We start from the raw sequence: 20,117 nt of genomic DNA on the forward strand, positions 1-20,117 counted from the left end.
TCTCCATAGGGAATCAGTATTCGGGGCTCATCAGGTGACTGGCGACCCGGGCACGGTGGTATTTGCTGTCACCCAATGTCACAGCGTTCGAGCGCGCCTGGCGCAGGTGAAGATGAATATCCAACTCCCAGGTGTAGCCGATGCCCCCGTGAAGCTGCAGCCCCGTCTCCGCTGCATTTACACCAAGGTCGTTCATCCAGGCCTTGGCCGCTGACACCAGGGCAGTTGCCTCGTCAGATTCCTCTTCCAGCGCCAGGCAGGCGCCGTAGAGCAGGCTTCTGCCGATTTCAACGTCCACCTGAATATCGGCCAGCCGGTGGGCTACAGCCTGGAAACTACCAATGGGCCTGGCGAACTGCTGGCGTTCTTTTGCGTAATCGGTCGTCATTCGCAGCACAGACTGAGCATTGCCCAATAGATCAGCGGCAATGAGCACAGTCCAGATATCGTATACCTGGTTGAGGATAGCGCCATCCCCCAGAACATCGTCTTGCTCAAATCGGACGTCCTTCATCTCCAATTCGACGATCGACTGGCCGTCCAGGCGACGCATCGAATTGATCTCCACGCCCTCTGCGTTGGCATTTACCCGGATAAATGCCGGCCCATCCGGCAGCAGGGCAGCAACAAGAAAGACCTGGGCGAAGTCGCCATCGGAAACCAGTATTTTGCTGCCACTCAGGTAACCTCCTTGCCCATCCATCTGCGGAGTCAGCTCGATGGAATCCAGGCCCCAGCAGCCATTGGGCTCCTCGATGGCAATAGCGACTGTCTGCTGCCCCGATATGACCTTCGCCAGCCAATTCGAATCCGCATCACATAGGTCCAGGGCCTTGGCAGCGACCAGGGTGGTGGTCAGAAGGCTCGGAAACAGGCCGCCACCCGCCGCTTCGGCAATGAGTGCTGATGTCAGCAGTGGCTCGCCACCTCCACCGGAGTTTTCATCCAGGGAAATACCGTAAAAACCCAAATCAGCGACCTCCCGCAACAGCTCCCCTGGAATTTGACAGGGATAGCTGTCCAGGCCCTGGCGCCTATTGTCGCCGGACCATTTGTCAGCCATAAAGCCCACGACCAGGTCGTAGATCGCATTCTGTTCTTCACTGAGTTCAAAATGCATACGCTTTAATCCTCATAGGACCGGGGTAAGCCAAGGACTTTTTCCGCAATAATGTTCTGCATGATCTCGCTCGTTCCACCGCCAATGCTGTAACCAAGGGAGTCAAAATACATGGCTTGGAGACGCCCTCGAGCAATGCTGTGAGGTGATTTCTTGCCCACCTGCGCGAGGGGGCCGGCGATGTCGAACCCGGCCTTACCTATTTTCTGCCGTAGTCTGGAGGCAAATAACTTCCCCACAGAAGCCGCCGGTCCCGGAGGGCGATTTGCGATCTGATCGCTCAGATTCCTGAAGCCGAGATATTTCAGCCCCTCTTTTTCAATCCAGAGCTGGGCAAGCTGTTGCTGCACCGAGTCTGAATCTATGGCTCGCTCTTTTCCCCGGTTAAGAGAGGCCGATATCTGAAGCAGGCGATCCAGGCTGTTTTCGATGGAGATGACCCCCGAAAGCCCGCTGCGCTCGTTGTCCAGGGTACTGCGGGCGATGTGCCAACCGCCATTCACCTCACCCACAAGGTTTTCGCGAGGTATACGCACATCGTCGAAGAACATCTCACAGAAATGGCTGCCGCCACCGGCGTTACGCAAAGGCCTGACGGTAATCCCCGGGGTCTTTATATTGCAGAGCAGGTAGCTGATGCCTTCGCGCTTGGGCGCGCCGGGATTCGTCCTGACCAGGAGAAAACACCAGTCGGCGATCATGCCGAGACTGGTCCATACTTTCTGCCCGTTGACGACAAAGTGGTCACCCTCTGCAACGGCGCGAGTTTGCAATGACGCCAGGTCGCTACCCGCGCCGGGTTCGCTGAACCCCTGGCACCAGAGTTCCTCCCCATTCAGAATTTTGGGCAGATAGCGTTGCTTCTGCTCCTCGCTGCCGTGCTGGATGAGCGTAGGGCCAAGAATGGAAATGCCGATGGTATTAATGGGGGCTGGAGCGCCCGAGCGCGCCAACTCCTCGGAGACAACCACCTGCTGAGTGAGTGAGGCCTCCTGTCCGCCATACTCCCTGGGCCAGGACAAGCCCAGATACCCCCCCTCGCATAGCGTTTTCTGCCAATCCCGAGCCGCCTGTACCGGCTCAACATCTCCCGCCTTGCTCACAGCCTGGTGTTGTTTCAAGTTGACATCCAGCCAGGCCCTGAGGCGCTCGCGGTATTGTTCATCCTGTGGCGAAAATTTTAGATCCATTGCTTCCTACCCTCAGCCGCTAGCTATTGCGCCTTTGACGCTTTTTTGTAGTCCCGGGCCCGTTCCCAAAGGCTGTTCTTCCTGACCTTGCCGGTGGGCGTCATCGGAAATTCATCCAGGCAGATCAGTTCCTCTGGAATCATGTATTTCATGACCTTTTCCGACTCCAAAAAGGCCTTTATCTCATCCAGGGAAACCGATCCGGACTTATCCTTCGGAAGAACGAATGCGCACACTATCTCTCCCATTCGCTCGTCGGGCATGCCGACTACAGCGACATCCTTGACGGCGGGGTAGGCACTGATGACGTCTTCGATCTCTTTCGGATAAATCTTCGAACCGCCGCGGTTAATAACCTCTTTAGCCCGACCGGCGAAGCACAGGTAACCATCTTCATCGACGAAACCGAGGTCACCCGTATAGAACCAGCCACTTTCATCCCGAGTCTGTTCGGTTAGATCCGTTTGCTTGTGGTAACCAACGAAAAGCGTGGGGCCCCTGAAGCAAATTTCACCAATTTCATTGGGCATTTGCTGCACCGATCGATCTGCCTGGGAGACGATTTTCAGCTGTGCACCGGGTATCGGCTTGCCCACCGTATCCTGGATTTTTTCATCCGGGTCGTCCGGCAAAGTCATGGTATGGATAATCGTTTCCCCCATGCCGTAGGTGTTGCCTGTCTTCACCCCCCAGACTTTCTCAAGCTTGCTTATTAATTCCGGTGCGCTGCGTGCACCGCCAACGCCCGCAGAGGTAATCGAAGTTGTGTTGTAGCTCTCAAAATTTTCGTGATTGAGCAAGCCGATAAAATGCGCGGGCGTACCAGAGAGCGCCGTGACCTGCTCCCGCTCAATGATTTCAAGAATAAGCATGGGGTTATACCGATCAACCAGCACCATCGGGATACCCGCCAGCACACAGTAGTAGGTGATAAAGTGCCCAAAACTGTGCGTCATGGGCGAGCACCCCAGATTGATTCGTTTCGGGTCCTGCTCTATCTGGTGCTTGCCAACGCTGGCTATCAGGGATACCAGGGTATTGTGTGAGTGGAGAAACCCCTTGGGTGTACCCTCGGTACCCGAAGTGAAGTTCAGGTAGAAAATGTCGTCGGCGCTGGTTTGCAGGCCGTCCAGGCGATCCAGCTTGTCACGCCCCTCCTCGATAATGGCTGCCAGTTGGTGTTCATCACTACCGCGCAATTCACCGCGCACTACCACCATTTTTTTCAGAACGGGCAGGTCCGGCAGTAGTTCCCGTGTCATGGCCGCATAGTCAACGCCCTTGTATTCTCCTGCGACAATAGCGACATCTGTCTCACAGAAAGCGTAGAGATTTTTCAGATCCCGCTCACGGAATATCATGTGCAGTGGCTGTATCACCGCGCCTATGCGGGACAGTGCCAGTTGCAGCAAACAGAATTCCAGCCAGTTGGGGAGTTGCACCGAGACAATATCGCCTTTCGATACACCAATGCCGATTAATCCGGCAGCCAGTGCATCTGACTCCTGTTTGAACTCCCGAAAACTGTAGCAGCGCTCATCTGTGATGATGGCAACTGAATCCGGCGACCGGGCGACGGTGGTATCGAACCCATCGTGCAGCGTGATATCGGACCAAAGCCCTTCTGCACGCCAGTGTGCGCTGTACTCTTCTGAAAACTTGGGGAACTGGTGTCGACGCATGAATTACACTACCTACTTGAATTCCGGGATGATTTTTTTGGCGAAAATATCCATCTGGCCGGGAGGCACAGTAATCGCCTCGATGCCCAGCTCGCCATAGCGCCTGATTTCCTCTATCACCATCTCGACCGTGCCGCAGTACAGGCTGTCTACAAAATTTTGGTATGAGGGGTGATCAAGCGCGGGCCAGAACAGCGGCTGTCCCGAGTCATCCATGAGATAGCCATAGGCGCGAATGTGCTCGTCATAAAATTCGCGAAGATAATAATCGCGCATTTCCTCTGCTTCGCTGACACTGTCGCCGATGAAAATGTCGCGGAATGCCGCCAGCCGGCCCCGGCTCGGGTCGTGACCTGCCTTTGACAACTCTTCCCGATAGGTCTTGACGATATCGACACAGGAATCGTAGGGTGCGTTGGCAATCCAGTAGTTAAAACCTGACTTTGCCGCTCGCCGGGCGGTCACAGGGGTTGTGCCACCACAAAACCACATCTCTACGGGCGACTGCAGCGGACGGGGCTGGATTTGTATGTCCGAGTACTGGTAATGCTTCCCCTCGTAGGAAAAACGCTCTTCTGACAGCCCCAGGCGAATAATCTCCATCGCCTCACTGAGACGGGCGCCCCGTGTTTTCTTGGCAAAGCCCATGCCGTCAAATTCAAGCGGCCTGTAGCCCATGCCCAGTCCCAGCGAGATACGTCCTCCGGACAAGACGTCCGCGGTAGCAGCCGCTTCCATCGCCAGTACCGGGTCATACAGGGTGCAGAGCATGGCTCCCGTAATCAGCCGGATCTTTGATGTGGCCGCAGCAGCAGCTGACAGGGCCTGCAGTGGAAACGGCATCCAATCGTTGTACTCAAAGTGATGCTCCGGCGCGGTATAGCCGTCAAAACCACATTGTTCGGCATAAACAGCCCCTTCCACCCAGGCCTCGAAAGAAGACGCCAATGCCTGAGCTCCCCCTCGGTGAACCGACATACCCGGTGCAGCTACCCAAAATTGCATATGAACCTACCCACTTATTGTCTATTTCGTTCCCGCCTGGGCCAGAAGCCTAAGCCTGGATTCCCAACATAATGCCGTTCACAAACTCAGCCAGGTCAGACCCCCCAGTTGTGCGACGGCGCCAGATGAGGTGTGACATTTGCGTCCTGTCCCCCAACTGGCGAATCTGTGTCATCAGGGACTCGATATCACCACCCAGCGCGCACTCGCTGGCTGCTCCATTGATATGAATGTCCCGCTCGATTGCGATTTCGACCTCGCAGAGGGAACGCCCCGCTTTCTCCAGCGCAGTTGAGTACTGCTGCACCCGCTGGACTACCGCCTCGGTTGCCATATCGGCATAGAGGATCGGTGATATGCCGTGCGCTGCCGACCATTCCAGGGTGGCATCGTCTTCGATGGAGACGTGAATGACAGGCCGAATCTGGTAGGGCTTGGGGCGTATGGCCACGAAGTCCTCCAGCGCGTTATTCCTTTGCCACTGGGGGATGAATTCGTCCTCGAGCACCTGGGTAGACAGGCCCTCATCAGCATCTTCCGGAATCGACGCTGGGAATTTGATGTAGTCCCCGTTGAAGCGCATATTGTCCCTGGACCAGGCGGCTCGCATGAACTCAATGGTCTCGTGCAATCTTTGGGCCGGTAGCTGTTGCTTTGATGCCGCCTCGAACGCACACAAGGCCCTGCCTCTGGAAAACACATCCAGGACGGCAAACTCCTCAGCGAGTCGCACCGGATGGCTCTGGATCAATTGCCGGTTCTTTACACCTAGCAATACATTGTCGGTGATCGGCGCCATATGTGTCAGAAACATCGAAGGCGAGGAAACCGCTATCGCCGTCTCCCGGGACTCTTCGACCCATACACTGTGTAATGCGCCAATATCGGCCGCATTGATGTCCTCGGTAATTGCCCGATACATTTCCTCGGGCTCGGAATATTGGCTAGAATCCAGTGCCCAACTTATGCCGTATCTCATTAACTGCTCTCCATACCACTTATTCCAATCACAGCGCCCACTAATCGAAAACCGCGCCGCTAAAAACCCTGTTGCCTGAACTGTTCATCAATCTCTGTAGATTCTCGGCAAGCACGACTTTTTTTACCTTTCCCGAGCCTGTCATGGGCACCTCGTCAGGATGTAGCAACAACAGTCCGGCGGGGCGTTTGTAACCCGGCAGCATGCTGCTGCATAAATCCAGAAGGCTGTCGCCATCGCTGTTTCCCGTAACGACCAGCGCTGCCCCCACCACCTCGCCCTTCTCACCGGAAGGCAGGGGGAAGGCATAGGCCGCCTGAACTCCTTCGAGCTGTACGAGTTTTGACTCGATATCCGCGGGACTGACGTTGATGCCGCCTGTTTTGATCATTTCCTTGATGCGCTGCAGGTAGTGGAGATGCCCATCCTCATCGATATAGCCAAGGTCGCCGGAGTGGAAGAATTGCTCATCATCGAAGTACGACTGGTTATCCAGCTTGTAATATCCGCGCATAACAGAGCGGCCCTTGACGCAAATCTCCCCTTGCTCCCCCGTGGGTAAGCGCTGCCCGGTATCGGGGTCGATAATTTTCAGCTCATTGCCCGGCAGAACATGTCCCTGGGTATTCAAGCGGGTATCGGGGTCATCGGTTCCCAGCGTGCAGGTGAAGGCGGTACAGGTTTCAGTCATCCCATACATGTGAACGCCACCAATACCATCGTCAGCTTGCATCCCCAGAACGACATCCCAGGGGCCGGTTCCCTTGTGTAGCCGCGTGCGCTCCCACTGGGTCCAGCCGGGATGCTCCTGCAACTGCTTCAGGGTATGGGGCCACAGGTGCCAGGTCGTCGCCCTTTCCCGGTCGATCAGTTCAAGCGCCTCCCCGGGTTCAAACATCGATTGCAAAATCAGGGTGGCGCCGCTGGACAGCGTTCCCAACATGACGTTGATACACCCCGCCGAGAAGAACAGGGGAAAATAAAACCAGACAACATCATCCGGCGTGAGCGACTGGTACTGGCCAATAACATAGCCGTTGCTGGCAACAGCGGCCTGGGTTTGCAGCACGCCTTTGGGCAGTGAAGTGGTGCCGGAGGTGTAGAGCAGGTAGCAATCGTCAGAGGGGTCGACCTCTGCACGAAGGCCTTCGAGTACCGCCCGTGGAACCACAGACGCATTCTCGCAAAAAGTCTCCCAGCTCATAGCAGCCCGAGGCAACTCCGCTGCACCGTGGACAACCACGTGACGCAAGGCGGGCAGTTCAGCGCAGTATAAGCGTCCCGGCTTGTCGCGTTGCAGTTCCGGCGCGATATCCAGCAAATCCTCCAGGTATTGATTCTTCAGGAAATGTGAGGACATGATCAGATGCGAAATATCCGCGTGGCGCAACTGAAAGGCGAGATCGTCACGCCTGGAAAATGTACTGACAGGGACGAGAAGGGCGCCGATTCCTGTTGCCGCCAGGGCGAGCACCACCCACTCGATGCGGTTTTCCATCAGTAGGCCCAGGCGGGTTCCCTTGCCGACACCGAGGCCAACCAGGCTCATGGCACAGGCATCAATTTGTCGTTCCAGATCACGATAGCTCAGACGGATATCGCCGTAGATCAACGCTGTCTGATCGGAAGATTGCTCTTCACCCCAGGCCAGGATTTCGGACATTAATTGTGGAAGGTCGATCATTTCGTTGAACCTCAAACGAGCACTTCGCTGGCACTGAGCTCTTCCACCTGATCAGTGCTGAGACCGAGCAGGCCCCGATATACGTAGTCGTTGTGCTCGCCCAGCGCAGGGGCGTGGCGCTGCACCCGTGGCGGCGTGCGTGAGAGCAGCCAGGGGGTGTTGTAGATCCGACAGGGAACAAAGCTGCCCTGATCGTGCCGAAATGTAAAATCCCTGGCTGTAGAGACCTGGTGTGCGTCTCGCTCATCTATTTCCAACTGTGGTGCGGCAGGCACGCCTGTGTCGATCAGCAGTTGGGTCGCCACATCCCTGTCCTGTTTGGCACACCATTGGGCTATGGCATTCTCGATTTCTGCCCCCCGTTCCCGGCGAGCTTGCACATCCTGCAGCGATGAATCAGCACTGAGATGATCAAGTCCCATGGCCTGGCAAAGAGACTGCCATTCCCGGGAATTGCGTACACTCAGGGCCAACCAATGATCCTCACCCCGGCAACGGTAGAGGCCGTTGGGGAAGTAGACACGATGGGATGTTCCCTGCGGTCCCGCCACCTGTTGCCTTATCTGGTAGTCGAGCAATGGCAGCCCCAGGGTTGCGGTCATGGACTCGTTCAGGCTCATGTCCACAAACTGTCCTTCACCTGTTCGCTTGCGGTGCAGCAATGCCACCAGGGTTGCGATCGCCCCCTGAATTGCCTGGGTTGTGTCGCCCAGGCCAAAGGGAAGAAAACCGACTGTTTGATCCTCGCCCCGGTCACCCCCCTTCTGGTAGCCCACGTAGCCTTCCATACCTGCGTAGGCGGAGGCGGTTGAGGCAAAGCCCCGCATCCCCTTCTCCGGCCCCTGCTGGCCAGCCATACTCATGGATACCGCAACAATATCCGGATTGGCCTCCTTCAGGGCCTCGTAACCGAGCCCGTTCTTGGCCATCACGCCTACGGCGAAGTTGTCCATCACCACATCGCAGCGAGAGGCGAGTTCCCTTACCAATGCAGAACCCTCAGGCTTGGCGATGTTGAAGCAGGCCGACATTTTTGAGCGGTTGTTATGGCAGAAGAACCAGGAGGCATAATCCATGGCGCGCATATTGTCCTGGCGCCCCACGGTTTCCGGACGGATGACTTCGGCACCCATATCCGCCAACAGTTGCCCGGCCATGGGACCGGCCCAGTTCCAACCGAAGTCCAGTACTCTAACTCCCGCCAGCGCGTTTGACTGACGTTCGCCTTTTGTCATCTGGATCGCCGCCGGCGGCGCCTCCCGAATTGAAGCACCCAGACTGTCCAACGCCGGGCCGGCCGATTCAATCGCCACCGGTGTCTTCTCAAACTGGTAGCCCAGTTTGGGAATTTTCAATTCCATGCCGGCAACTTCCAAAGTTGCCCAGAAGTCGCGGTGAGCAAACTGCGCACTGTCGAGCACCTCATTGGATTTCTTCACCTCGCCGAGAATGATATTGTGCTCTCTGGCGATCTCTAAAAGCTCAGCACGGGTCTGTTGCTTCAACCACGCTCTGAACGCGATATCTCCGGCCTCAACGCCCTCTTCTTCGACATTACCCAGGTAAAAAGCGTCAGCCTGCTTCTCGTCCTCGGCCCAATCGGGGTTACCCATCAGATCGATAAACAGCTTCCACTGCCTCGCGTGCTGGGTGGCCACACAGATAAAGCCATCGGCGCATTCGAACAACCCAGTGGGATAGATGCCGCCTTTAAGACGCGTCCCAGCCTTCTGCCACTTGATCTTGCGCTTTGCCGTCACCAGCGACATGCCGCCAACCAGGTAGCCCAGCACCTGTAGCACAGATATATCGATAAGTTGCCCCTCTCCCGAGCTCTCCCGTTCGTAGAGTGCGCAGAGGGCTGCCGCAAATCCGTGGAATGCAGCCTGATACTGGGCCTGGTCAAAGGGCAGGCACAGCGGGTCATCGCCGGGCATTCCCAGGGCCACAGTGAGAGAGCTACTCGCCTGGACCGTAAGATCGGTTCCGGGCCGGTCTGCCCAGGGCCCGGTGCGGCCGTAAGGCGAAATACCCGTATGTACCAGATGCGGATAACGCTCCGCCAATTTTTCGGCATCCAGCCGCCAATCCGCCAGCTCGGCCTGACCCAGGTTTTCAACCAGGACATCCGTACTGCACAACAGCGTATGAAGAAACTGGATATCCTCGGGCTTGTCGGGATCGAGTGAGAGACTGTCCTTACCCGCGTTGAGGTAGTGGAACATCGCGCTGTGCTCACAACCGTCGTCGCCCGTAAACAGGGGCTCCCAGCGACGACTCTCATCGCCGTTGGCAGGCTCCACCTTAACCACTTGAGCGCCCAGATCGGCAAACAACCTGGCGCAGAAAGGCGCAGTCACTCCGCCACCCAGCTCTACTACTCGCAAATGACTTAATGCACTCATAATCTGTTCACTATCTCCAGGCGTGATGACCGTTTCATATTGCCAGCGCGATCCGGGCACCGTGTGAGGTCGCCTCGGCAATCCGGCGCGGTACCCAGGCTGACCCGGCAATGTAGAGTTCCTTGACGGAGCCCGCGGCCTGGAGTTGTTCATGCAAAGCTGATTCAGGCACCGAGCCATAAACCAGCGCCACAGTGTCAAAGCCGTCAAAGTTTTCTTGCTGCCCCGTGTAAGCCGAGACACAAGTCACAGTGGAACCCTCTACTTTTGACAGGCGCAGCCCCGTATGAATCTTGACGCCGGTCTCCTCCAAGCGCTTCATCACCGTACCGATGGAGTAGCGATCAATCTCACTCCCGATCTGGGTCCACATATGGAAGATCTCGACCTGCCTGCCCTTCTCTGCCAGGAACTCTGCAATATTGGGGGTCTCGAAGTAGGATTCCTGGGAAACCAGCGCCACACGCTGCCCCGCCAGGGTCGGATTCCGCAGGAGATCCCGCCCCATAACCACGCTGCCTGAATCGAGGCCCTCGGCTTCCAGGTCAGCCCTGGGTGTCGAACCCGTTGCGCAGATCACTACATCGGGACTCAATTCATCAATCATCGCGACATTGGCATCGCACTCGAGCCGCACATCGACCCCGAGGCGCTCCATTTCATTTTCCTGGAAATAGAAGAAGTCCTCGAAGGAGTCCCTGCCCGGGACTTTGTAGGCGAGACGCAGTTGCCCGCCCAGTGCCCGATCTTTCTCCAGCAGGCTTACCCTGTGCCCACGCATCGCGGCAACTCGAGCCGCCTCCAAACCGGCGGGCCCTCCGCCCACAACTACGACGTGCTTTTCCACTGCGGCCGGCTTGAAATTTTCCGACCAGAACACTTCCTGGCCAATAACAGGATTGACTGAGCAAACAGGTCGATACGCTGCGCGGGGCGCCCTGGAATGCACCGCTTCGCCGATACAGCGGTTACAACCGATGCATCGGCGCATTTCCAGCATTCGGCCCTCGCGCACCTTGTTGGGAAACTCGGGGTCCGCGATGCCAGCGCGCGTCATACCCACGAGGTCGCAGGCACCGCTGCGCAGCAGTTCCTCGGCAACCACCGGTTCGTTGATTCGCCCGGAGAACAGGATCTTCACCCTGTCACCCACATCCACTTTTAAGGCTTTCCCCGCCTCCCTGAACTCAGCGGGGGCGTGATAGGAAGGCGGCACATAGGCGTGTACACCAAAGCAGTGACCCACATCGACATTGATAAAATCCAGGAACCCGGTCTCGGCGATGTAGTAAGCCATCTCCCGGAACTCCATGAGATCGTACCCGCCCTGCCTTGATTCCTGACCGTTGATGCGAATCCCGATAGCAATATTGCCCCCGACCCGCTCCCTAATTCGTCTCAATCCCTCGATAACAAAGCGGGTGCGCTGCTCGGCATCGCCGCCCCACTCGTCATCGCGCTTGTTGGTCGCTGGCGACAGAAAAGTATGTGGCGTGGTTTCATGCGCACAGTGAATCTCGATGCCGTCCGCACCAGCGCGCATGGCCAACTCCGCCGCATCGGCATAGGTATTGAGAATAAACTCAATATCCTCCTCGCCCATTGCGTGGGGCACATAGTCATAGATATTGGTGGTGGGAACAGAAGATGCTGCCAGTGCATGGTTGAGGTGCGTTAACTGGAAAATTGCGACCGAACCTTCAGCGTGCACCGCATCGCAAAACTCGCTGACTTTTTCCTGATAACCGGGCAACTGGTAGGCGGCCAACTGCAAGGCAGCCGCCCCTTCATAGAACTCATCTACCGCATGATCCGGCAGCGGCGAGTTCAGCAACCAGGTCTCACTACCTATCCAGGCCGTCCCCCCTTTCGCCTTCGCAATATGGTGAGCAATAAAGTGCTCATCCGGCGCGCCCATGGCGTCATGACCATAGGACTCGATGGTGTTGGTGGTTTCACAGATGCGATTGCGGACCGTGATCGGCCCGACTTCCAGGGGAGAAAACAAATTGGAAAACTGGATTTCGCCTGAAGATTCTGAACTCATGCCACTCTGACTCCCATATTCATACACGCGACCGGGAAATCACTCCAGCACCAAAAGCGCTGAGTCAGACCACCTGTCTTTGAAAAATATACCTCACACTTATAAAACATACAAGTTTGTTTTTAAACATTATGTCTATTTTGGCTCGCCCAAAAAACCCGGCTAAGGCTCGGCAAAAACCTTCTCTCGATATGGACACACATGTATTAATAAATCTTGATTGTTTTTTTAATTTCCCGTAAAAAGGAACCTTAACGACATGCCGCATGCTCGGATTCTCGGCTCAATACCGTGACCCGGGCGAAAGCGGATGCAATACATCAACTTGCCTGGAAATGGGGTGAAGAGCATGGCCATAGAAGTACCTAAACCTGATTTTGCTTCACAGGAGGACTGGGATTACCTGATGTCGGTCCGAAATCCTGACAACATAAAATCCAATGCCAAGGCCGATATCGAAAGGATTCGCAGTGAGGGCTGGCCTGAAGATATGGCCACAATGGGTGGCGCCACGCTACTACTTACCGTGTTAGGTAGAAAATCTGGCCTACCGCGTACCACACCGGTTAATTACGCCCGCTACAACGATAACGTCTATGTCGTTGGCTCCATTGCCGGTCTCGATAAACACCCGGTGTGGGCACTCAACCTCGAGTCAGCTCTAAAGGGCAAGGTAGAAATGCCGGGGGAGGAGTGGGATTTCGAAGCCAGGAAGCTCGAAGGTGAAGAAAGAGAAGATATCTGGCCGAAACTCGATGCGCAGTTCCCATTCTGGGGCCATTTCCAGAAGTACTGCGAACGTGAGTTTATGGTCTTCTTGTTGACGCCCGCCAGGTCCTAGACGAGAGCTGCCATCGGCGACCCACTTTATCGCGGTTTCAACTGGAGCCGCCCCTCGACACTAGTTAAAAAGGGAAGACCAATGATTGACGAGCGATTCGAAGCCGGGATGAACGTAATCAACGAATTATTCCCTCCCACCGACGGACAGGAAAAACCTCAGCCGCCCTACCCCGAGGAAATTGCGGCAGACTTCGCAAAATTTTCCGTTTCAACGGTAATGGGAGATATCTGGGGCCGAGAGGGGCTGGATAAATCCAAGCGCGCGTTGATTACAATCGGCGCACTCACAGTGATGGACAAACCGCAGCAACTCAAATCCTATATTGAGGCCGCACTAACTCTTGGGGTGAGTCGGAGTGAAATTTCGGAAGCAATCATGCATGTTTCCATGTACGGCGGGGTTCCTTCGGCAATACAGGCGCTGGCGGTAGCGAAGGAAGTGTTTGAGTCTTAGGGCCTGATTTTCACTACTGCGCGGTATAGCCGCCGTCTATCACCAGTTCGCTGCCCGTCATAAAGCTCGATTCGTCGGAAGCGAGGAATAAAATTCCCGCGGCAATTTCCTCAGGCTCAGCCAGGCGCCCCATGGGATGCATGTCAGTAAAAGTCTGAATACTCGCTGCCTCATCGCCCCCTTTCTGCACAATCTCCTGGAGAAGCGCAGTATTTACCGCTCCGGGATGCACAGAATTGACACGTACACCGCGATTTGCACGGGCCAGCTCCACTGCCAGGCCTTTGGTCAGTAGGCGCGCGCCGCCCTTGGTGGCACTGTAGGCACTGCCATTGGGCACGGCCACCAAGCCGGCAATAGAGGAAATATTAATTATTGAGGAGTTGTTGCTCAGATAGGGCAAGGCTGTCTTGCAGGCAATATAGATGCTGTCTAGATTAATGGATCTGACCCGTTCCCAGTCATCGAGGGTGGTTTCCTCAAATGTCTCATGGACCGCGATGCCTGCGTTATTCACCAGGATATCCAGTTTACCGGATACCTGGCTCACCTCTTCCAGCACACTCTGCCATGCCTGCTTGTCACAGACGTCCAGTTCCCAGGCGAAGCCCTTCATGCCGCTCTGGACAATATCGCCAGCCACATCACAGGCGGCGCTGTGGTCAATATCAGTGACTGCCACATAGGCGCCTTCGCTAGCCAAGCGTAGGGCTGTTGCCTTGCCAATCCCGCTCCCGGCACCAGAGACCAGGGCTACTTTCCCATCCACTCTCATGACAGGCATCAGGGCTCTCCAGATTCATTCAAGCACATGACCAACTTACCCCTGTTGCTGCCATCAAAAAGTGAGTGAAACGCGCCCAGGCAATTATCAATCCCATAGCGCACTTCCAGCTCCATGTGGAGTTCACCGGAAGCCTTCCAGCCGGCGAGGGTCTCAACTGCCTCTTCCATGCGATCCATATAGGTGAACACCAGGAAGCCCTTGAGTTCGATTTGCTTGTAGAGCAGCTTCATGTAATTGGCCGGACCGCGTGCGTCGCTGTCGTTGTACTGGGAAATCGCGCCGCAGAATACGATGCGTCCGTGGTGAGCCATATTGTCGATAGCCGCTTCCAGTATTTCCCCCCCTACATTGTCGAAATAGACATCGACGCCATTGGGGGCGAGTACGGATAATTTTTCGCGAATATCATCCGACTTGTAATCGATACAGGCATCGGCGCCAAATTGTTCGACCACCTTCGCACACTTTTCCGGTCCGCCGGCCAGCCCGACAACCCGACAGCCCAAATTCCGCGCAATCTGGGTCGCCAGCGAGCCGATGGCACCGGCTGCAGCGGAGATCAGCACCGTGTCACCGGGCTTCACTTTGCCCACATCCGTCATACCGAAGAAGGCAGTGAGACCATGCACACCAAACAGGCCAAAGAAATCCAGATAGTCAGAACCCGGTGGCGGTTCCGGTAGGTGGAGAATGCCCCCCTCCTCCATCGGCAACTGCCGATCTTCCGGTCCGCCGGGCAGGGTGACAAAGTCCTGCCAGCCCCAGATTCCCTGCACCCAGTCTCCGGGCTGATAGCGCGGATGGGACGACTCATGCACTACGCCAATACAGGCTGCCGGCATGACCGACCCCAGGGGAAATGGAGGTATGTAACTACCCTCCGGTCGGATCCACAGTCGATTGGCAGGGTCAATGGATATATAGCAAATCCTGATCCGAACCTCCCCTTCACCGAGGGGAGCCAGAGGCCCCTCCTCGAAAACCAGGTCCTCTGTTGTCGGTAAACCTTCAGGGTACCGGGCCAGGCGCCATAATTGGTTAGTCGCTGTCATAATTCAGAACCTGCTGGAGACCGCTACCAGCGACAACACGTCGTTGGTTCCATCGGCGATTGTTCCCATCCTGGCATCGCGCAACATTTTTTCGATCGGGTATTCCTTCGATGTGGCATTACCACCGAAGATATCGAACGCCTGGTTGGTAACCTCCAGGGCTAGCTGCGTACCCGTCACCTTCGAGGAGACCGCGTTTTCCAGGCGAGGGGGATACTGGGCGTGATCCTCCATGGTCCCGCGAATCAATGCCCGAGCAGCCTGAATCTTGCGGTACATGTCAAACAGCTTCAGTTGTACCGCCTGGTATTCAAAGATTGGCCTGCCACCCTGGATACGCTCTTTGGCGTATTGCAAGGCTGACTCAAAGGCCGCCCGGGCCAGACCGACACAGAATATGGCCATCCCTGGATTGGCACCCACAATGATGCCTTTCACCAGTTCATCGTAGGCCTCGGGCGGACAGAGCATACAGCTGGCGGGAATTTCTACCTCGTCGAAGTAGAGCTCGGCATCTGACAGTGCGCGCACACCCAGTTTATCCAGTGGTTTGCCCCGACTGATACCAGGCAGGTCCAGCGGTACAATAAATGCGGCCCGTTTCGGCTGGCCACTGCCGTCGTCATAGCGACAGAACAAGGCCGAGACCTGGGCAATACTGCCGTTGGTACCCCAGGCGGACTTTTGCCCCTGAATAATGAGTTTGCCACCGCGCCGGGTCACGACACAGTCACTTCGCGCCCCACCCAGCGAGGCCGCGGAAAGATTGTGGCTGAAATCCAGCATATCCGTGCCGTGACTCGGTTCAGTAATACTCCACATACTGATCGCATCAGGGGGGCACAACTCCCACAGATCGTCGCGGCCCATGGCCCGGATCATTCCCTGGGCCATGCCGGAAGCGTACAGGGACCAACCCAGGCCACAGTCACCCCAACCCATTTCCTCATGCACGAGGTAGCTGACACGGGATAACTCCAGGGGAGACATGCCTTCGGCAATTTCCACCAGATCCAGACCCAACTCTCGATACTGCCCGAACACATCCCAGAGCGGAGAACCTTCAGCGATCACCTGTTCAGGCTGCATTCGATCCAACGCCACCCCGGCGGGTCGCATAACGTCCTCAGCAAATCGATGTGAAATTTCCTGGATGCTAGCTTCAACTTCCGTCAGCCCCTCGTCGGGCGCCCAGACGGATTCACTCAGTCTGTTCATCAGTTCCTGCCTCTCAGCTTAGTATTCGAATGCGGCTGTGCTGTCCGGTGCCGTCTGCCCAGGCGCGAAAAGCACATTTTCTGCCAGCGCGGTATCAAAAAATTCCCAGACCTCGCAAATCTTCTGCTTATCATCGAACTCGAGAATCTGAATATACCGATTGTTGTAGTCCTTTCCCTCGAGGGTCCTAGCTCGCCCTTGGAAGATCACGGTTACACGTCGGTCATCCGCGCACATTACTTTCCAGTTAATACCGATTTGAGCCATTCCAGGCTCAAGTCGAGAGAAAAGCAGGGGCAATAACTCCGTCAATATAGTATTGGCACCACACGTACGTCCTGACACTGGTGTACTACCGTTCACATTGAAAACCACGTCATCGCTATGCAATGAAACCCAAGTTTCCACATCAGCGCTACTCAATGCGGTATATAAGCGACCAAGAACCGCGTCCAAATTTACCGGTGTGCCCATTTTGACTCCTACCATGAGAATTTTTTAGATTTACATATACGCAAATGCTGCATTGCACCCATATTCAAATCTGCATTAAAGCGAACAAGTAGCGCAGTGTACTTCAACTTCAACATATAAACAATTATGTTTGTTTTAATTATCCCCTGAAGTTGTTTTCCTCCAGCTATAGCGTAGAATGCGAGCGAGCCAATCCACAACGAGCAATGGACTCCGATTCTGATGCCAAAGGTACCTGCAGAAACCTATCAATCCAAAAAGAGTGATACCACCAGAGTCGCTGTACTCGAAGCTGCCGTGCAGTGCTATATCAAGATCGGTTATGCCAATACCACCGTCACCAAAATCGCCGAGCAGGCGGAACTATCCCGTGGTGCCATGATGTATCACTTCGATGATGTGCGGAGCATCATCATCGCCTCTGTGGGCTACCTTATGGACAGGCGGCTTGAGGAGTATGAATCACTGATACTACCCGCCGAAAAGGAAGCCGCCGGTGAGATAACAGAAAAGAGCCTCGAGATGACCATCAATGCTTTGTGGAAATTTTTCCACTCTTCCTACCATATCGCATACCAGGAACTCATCGTCGCCGCCAGAACAGATCCAGAAATTGCCAAAGTGGTGCGCCCTGCGCAAAAGAACTTCGACAACCGAATAGAGGAGCATATTCGCAGTCACTTTCCGGCATGGCAGGAGGTGGAAGAGATCCGAGAAACGATTACAGAGCTCTATTTTTACACCATACAGGGTGTGTCATTCTTCAGCCTTGCCACAAAGAAACAACCCAAGATAAAAAAGCTGTTCTCACTCTTAGTAAGAACTGCCCTGAACGAGTACGGCGAGGCTACAGCGGAAAGAAAGAGCTAGTCGGTAAGCATCCGACCCGCTTCCGGCCACTTTATAGCTGTGCGTACCAAGTAATACGTGTTTTGCGAAAAATGGGCTTTCTGATTGACCTGGTAGTCGAGCAAGTGCTGCTTATTCAATTACTTTTTCCATACCTGTTCTCAACAAATTTGAGAATAGTGTCCCGGACCAGTCCACGGTCTTTTTCCCACCGCCTTCCCTCGCCGGTGAAAAGTGACTCACCCTCCAGCATCGACATAAGGCATAGCGCTTCACCGTGTGGCGAATCACACCCAGCCTTTTCCATGGCATTCACCAGGAATTTCATGTACTCGGCATAGACTTCTTCGAGCAGATCAGAAACCAGCGGCTCAACCTGCTCCATTGCCCATAACTGCGGCCAGAGTCTGTCACCAAGCAATGTATCACCAGGCGCGGAAGTCTCATCCAACATAAAGGCCGCAATATCATAGACAGTCGGGCCATCGTCCAGCCCTCTATGTGCCCACTCATTCTTGATCTGCTGCTCGATCAAGCCCACCAGGGCCCGCAACAGCTCTTCCCAGGTTCGAAAGTGATATTGAAGGGCGCCCAGTTTCATACCGCTTGCTCTTGCCAGTGATCGCATCGTCAGACTGCTATAGCCTTCGTCCGCAATGATTTCGATGGCGATCTGCAGAATCTCCCGCTTACGTTCTCCCGCCATTTTTTAGACTCTCAATTGACATGTCGTACGGGATGCTAGAGCTTGTCATACGGCATGTAAAGCACCTGGAGCCAACAATGACGAAACGAAAAGCCAAAAAAAAGCCCCAGTCATTGTTGACTGGGGCAAATGCCCTGATGAACTCAACAGGGCTCCGCAAAGAATTTCATATCGTGCCCGATCAACCAGTGCTTTTATTCATCGTGATGGTTTGCCAGTTGGTGTATTCCATCAGCCCGTGCAGGGAGTTCTCACAGCCGAGGCCAGATTGCTTGTGGCCGCCGAAGGCTTGAAATGGCGAGTACTGGTGAACCTCGTTGAGCCATACGGTCCCGGCCTCCAACTGGCTGCCAATGCGCTCTACCGCTTCCAGGTCCTTACCCCATACCGAGGCGCCCAGGCCGTAGATGGTATCGTTGGCACGAGCAATCACATCGTCCTCATCAGACCACTTCAGCAGCGGCAGAATTGGACCGAAAGGTTCTTCGCGAACGATGCGGGAGTCCTCCGGGGGGTTGTCGATGAGGGTGACCGGTACAAACCAACCCGCCGCGTTTTCGTCGATATCGCCACCAATGGCAAATTGATAGCCGTTGCTGTGGCAGTCGGCGAAATAGTCCTGGACCTTGCCGTACTGCATCGAATTCTGGATCGGACCGAGGTCAGTGTCCGCCTCAGTGCCATCGCCCACCTTGATGTTTGATGCAATAAACTCCACCAACGCGTCACGCACCTCGTCATACACGTCCTCGTGGATATACAGGCGTTTGGTGGCATTGCAGAACTGGGCGTTATTCTGGAAAGCGGCCCAAAATAACTGGGGGGCAATAGCCTTGGCATCTACATCCGGGAGTACGATCGCCGGATCGTTACCGCCTAGCTCCAGCGTTACGCGCTTGATGGTGTCCGCCGCCGAGCGCATCACATGGCGGCCTGTCTCGGTAGAACCGGTGAAAGCTACCTTGTTGATATCCGGGTGACCGGTGATCCATTTACCGAGATCATCGCCACCACTCACGGCATTCAATACTCCGGGGGGAAAGGCCTGCTGCGCCAACTCGATCATTTTGAGGTCACACAGTGGCGTATAAGGCGAGGGCTTGAGCACGACCGTGCAGCCTGCCATCACTGCCGGCGCAATCTTCCAGATTGCCAGCAGAATAGGGAAATTCCAGGGCACGATGGCACCAACCACGCCTACAGGGGTATAGCGCGTAACAACCCTGCGCTCATCAGTCTCCTCCACCTTCTCGTCAGGCAGGCGCTGAGTGGCAATGGCCCGCAACCAGGTGACGGATCCATAGACTTCCCATTCGGTACCAGCCGCGGGCTTACCCTGCTCCGCCGTAAGCAGTGCCCTGAACTCTTCCGCATGTTCTTCAAGCAGGTCAGCAAAGCGCTCCAGCGCGGCCTGCCGCTCATCGACCGGCGTCTTGCTCCAGCCAGCAAAGGCCTGGCGTGCAGCGGCAACCGTGGCATCCAACTGAGCTTTCGAGGCATCCGGCACCTGGGCAAAAACAGACCGGGTCGCAGGGTTAAAAACCGGCAAGGTGTGTTCGGTGGTAACAGCCTCGCCATTGATGCTCATTACAAAATCTGTATCTACTTTCATGTCGGCCTCG

The 20,117-nt window shown here is 55.5% G+C and carries 17 protein-coding genes; 3 read left to right on the forward strand and 14 right to left on the reverse strand.

The genetic code is table 11. The annotated features are described in order from the left end of the window. Positions 1 to 13: 13 nt before the first annotated feature. The 8 genes from F0M18_RS08445 to F0M18_RS08480 form a co-directional block, all read right to left on the reverse strand. Entirely contained in the window at positions 14 to 1,120 is a 1,107-nt protein-coding gene (locus tag F0M18_RS08445; RefSeq protein WP_149610961.1) for an acyl-CoA dehydrogenase family protein, read from the reverse strand. 5 nt (positions 1,121 to 1,125) lie between these two features. Continuing rightward, a complete protein-coding gene (locus F0M18_RS08450) occupies positions 1,126 to 2,310 on the reverse strand; it encodes an acyl-CoA dehydrogenase family protein (RefSeq protein ID WP_149610962.1) in 1,185 nt (394 codons plus the stop codon). Positions 2,311 to 2,333: 23 nt separating this feature from the next. Further along, positions 2,334 to 3,992, reverse strand: a complete 1,659-nt coding sequence (locus F0M18_RS08455) for an AMP-binding protein (RefSeq protein WP_149610963.1) — start codon at positions 3,990 to 3,992, stop codon at positions 2,334 to 2,336. A gap of 12 nt (positions 3,993 to 4,004) precedes the next feature. Then, on the reverse strand, positions 4,005 to 4,940 hold the full coding sequence (locus F0M18_RS08460; protein ID WP_188109652.1) for an LLM class flavin-dependent oxidoreductase: 936 nt from the start codon (positions 4,938 to 4,940) through the stop codon (positions 4,005 to 4,007). Positions 4,941 to 5,046: 106 nt separating this feature from the next. Continuing rightward, positions 5,047 to 5,976 carry an LLM class flavin-dependent oxidoreductase gene (locus F0M18_RS08465; protein WP_149610965.1) on the reverse strand — a complete coding sequence of 310 codons (930 nt, stop codon included), beginning with the start codon at positions 5,974 to 5,976 and terminating at the stop codon, positions 5,047 to 5,049. A gap of 40 nt (positions 5,977 to 6,016) precedes the next feature. Next, positions 6,017 to 7,660 carry a class I adenylate-forming enzyme family protein gene (locus tag F0M18_RS08470; RefSeq protein WP_149610966.1) on the reverse strand — a complete coding sequence of 548 codons (1,644 nt, stop codon included), beginning with the start codon at positions 7,658 to 7,660 and terminating at the stop codon, positions 6,017 to 6,019. A gap of 11 nt (positions 7,661 to 7,671) precedes the next feature. Further along, positions 7,672 to 10,065, reverse strand: a complete 2,394-nt coding sequence (locus F0M18_RS08475; protein ID WP_188109653.1) for a CaiB/BaiF CoA transferase family protein — start codon at positions 10,063 to 10,065, stop codon at positions 7,672 to 7,674. A gap of 34 nt (positions 10,066 to 10,099) precedes the next feature. Next, a complete protein-coding gene (locus F0M18_RS08480; protein ID WP_149610968.1) occupies positions 10,100 to 12,112 on the reverse strand; it encodes an oxidoreductase in 2,013 nt (670 codons plus the stop codon). A 310-nt stretch (positions 12,113 to 12,422) separates the two neighbouring features. On the opposite strand from F0M18_RS08480, the gene F0M18_RS08485 reads away from it, so the two are divergent. Both F0M18_RS08485 and F0M18_RS08490 read left to right on the forward strand, forming a co-directional pair. Continuing rightward, positions 12,423 to 12,953 carry a nitroreductase family deazaflavin-dependent oxidoreductase gene (locus F0M18_RS08485; protein WP_149610969.1) on the forward strand — a complete coding sequence of 177 codons (531 nt, stop codon included), beginning with the start codon at positions 12,423 to 12,425 and terminating at the stop codon, positions 12,951 to 12,953. Positions 12,954 to 13,034: 81 nt separating this feature from the next. Then, a complete protein-coding gene (locus tag F0M18_RS08490; protein WP_149610970.1) occupies positions 13,035 to 13,409 on the forward strand; it encodes a carboxymuconolactone decarboxylase family protein in 375 nt (124 codons plus the stop codon). A 13-nt stretch (positions 13,410 to 13,422) separates the two neighbouring features. On the opposite strand, the gene F0M18_RS08495 is transcribed toward F0M18_RS08490, so the two are convergent. The 4 genes from F0M18_RS08495 to F0M18_RS08510 are packed head-to-tail and all read right to left on the reverse strand — an operon-like array spanning position 13,423 to position 16,940. Next, positions 13,423 to 14,193, reverse strand: a complete 771-nt coding sequence (locus F0M18_RS08495; RefSeq protein ID WP_149610971.1) for an SDR family NAD(P)-dependent oxidoreductase — start codon at positions 14,191 to 14,193, stop codon at positions 13,423 to 13,425. After that, a complete protein-coding gene (locus F0M18_RS08500; RefSeq protein WP_149610972.1) occupies positions 14,193 to 15,248 on the reverse strand; it encodes an NADP-dependent oxidoreductase in 1,056 nt (351 codons plus the stop codon). The genes F0M18_RS08495 and F0M18_RS08500 overlap by 1 nt, the downstream gene beginning before the upstream one ends. Before the next feature lie 3 nt (positions 15,249 to 15,251). Beyond that, positions 15,252 to 16,466, reverse strand: coding sequence for an acyl-CoA dehydrogenase family protein (locus F0M18_RS08505; RefSeq protein WP_149610973.1), 1,215 nt, complete (start codon positions 16,464 to 16,466; stop codon positions 15,252 to 15,254). 18 nt (positions 16,467 to 16,484) lie between these two features. Continuing rightward, on the reverse strand, positions 16,485 to 16,940 hold the full coding sequence (locus F0M18_RS08510) for a nuclear transport factor 2 family protein (protein ID WP_188109654.1): 456 nt from the start codon (positions 16,938 to 16,940) through the stop codon (positions 16,485 to 16,487). Positions 16,941 to 17,162: 222 nt separating this feature from the next. Here F0M18_RS08510 and F0M18_RS08515 point away from each other — a divergent pair, with 222 nt between their 5' ends. Further along, positions 17,163 to 17,810, forward strand: coding sequence for a TetR/AcrR family transcriptional regulator (locus tag F0M18_RS08515; protein ID WP_149610975.1), 648 nt, complete (start codon positions 17,163 to 17,165; stop codon positions 17,808 to 17,810). Positions 17,811 to 17,925: 115 nt separating this feature from the next. Here F0M18_RS08515 and F0M18_RS08520 read toward each other — a convergent pair whose 3' ends face one another. Both F0M18_RS08520 and F0M18_RS08525 read right to left on the reverse strand, forming a co-directional pair. Continuing rightward, entirely contained in the window at positions 17,926 to 18,495 is a 570-nt protein-coding gene (locus F0M18_RS08520; RefSeq protein WP_149610976.1) for a TetR/AcrR family transcriptional regulator, read from the reverse strand. Positions 18,496 to 18,676: 181 nt separating this feature from the next. Beyond that, the gene (locus F0M18_RS08525; RefSeq protein ID WP_149610977.1) at positions 18,677 to 20,107 is read right to left on the reverse strand and encodes an aldehyde dehydrogenase family protein; all 1,431 of its coding nucleotides are present in this window, start codon (positions 20,105 to 20,107) and stop codon (positions 18,677 to 18,679) included. Positions 20,108 to 20,117 lie beyond the last annotated feature (10 nt).

Source organism: Pseudohalioglobus sediminis (assembly GCF_008370495.1).
Classification (GTDB): domain Bacteria; phylum Pseudomonadota; class Gammaproteobacteria; order Pseudomonadales; family Halieaceae; genus Halioglobus.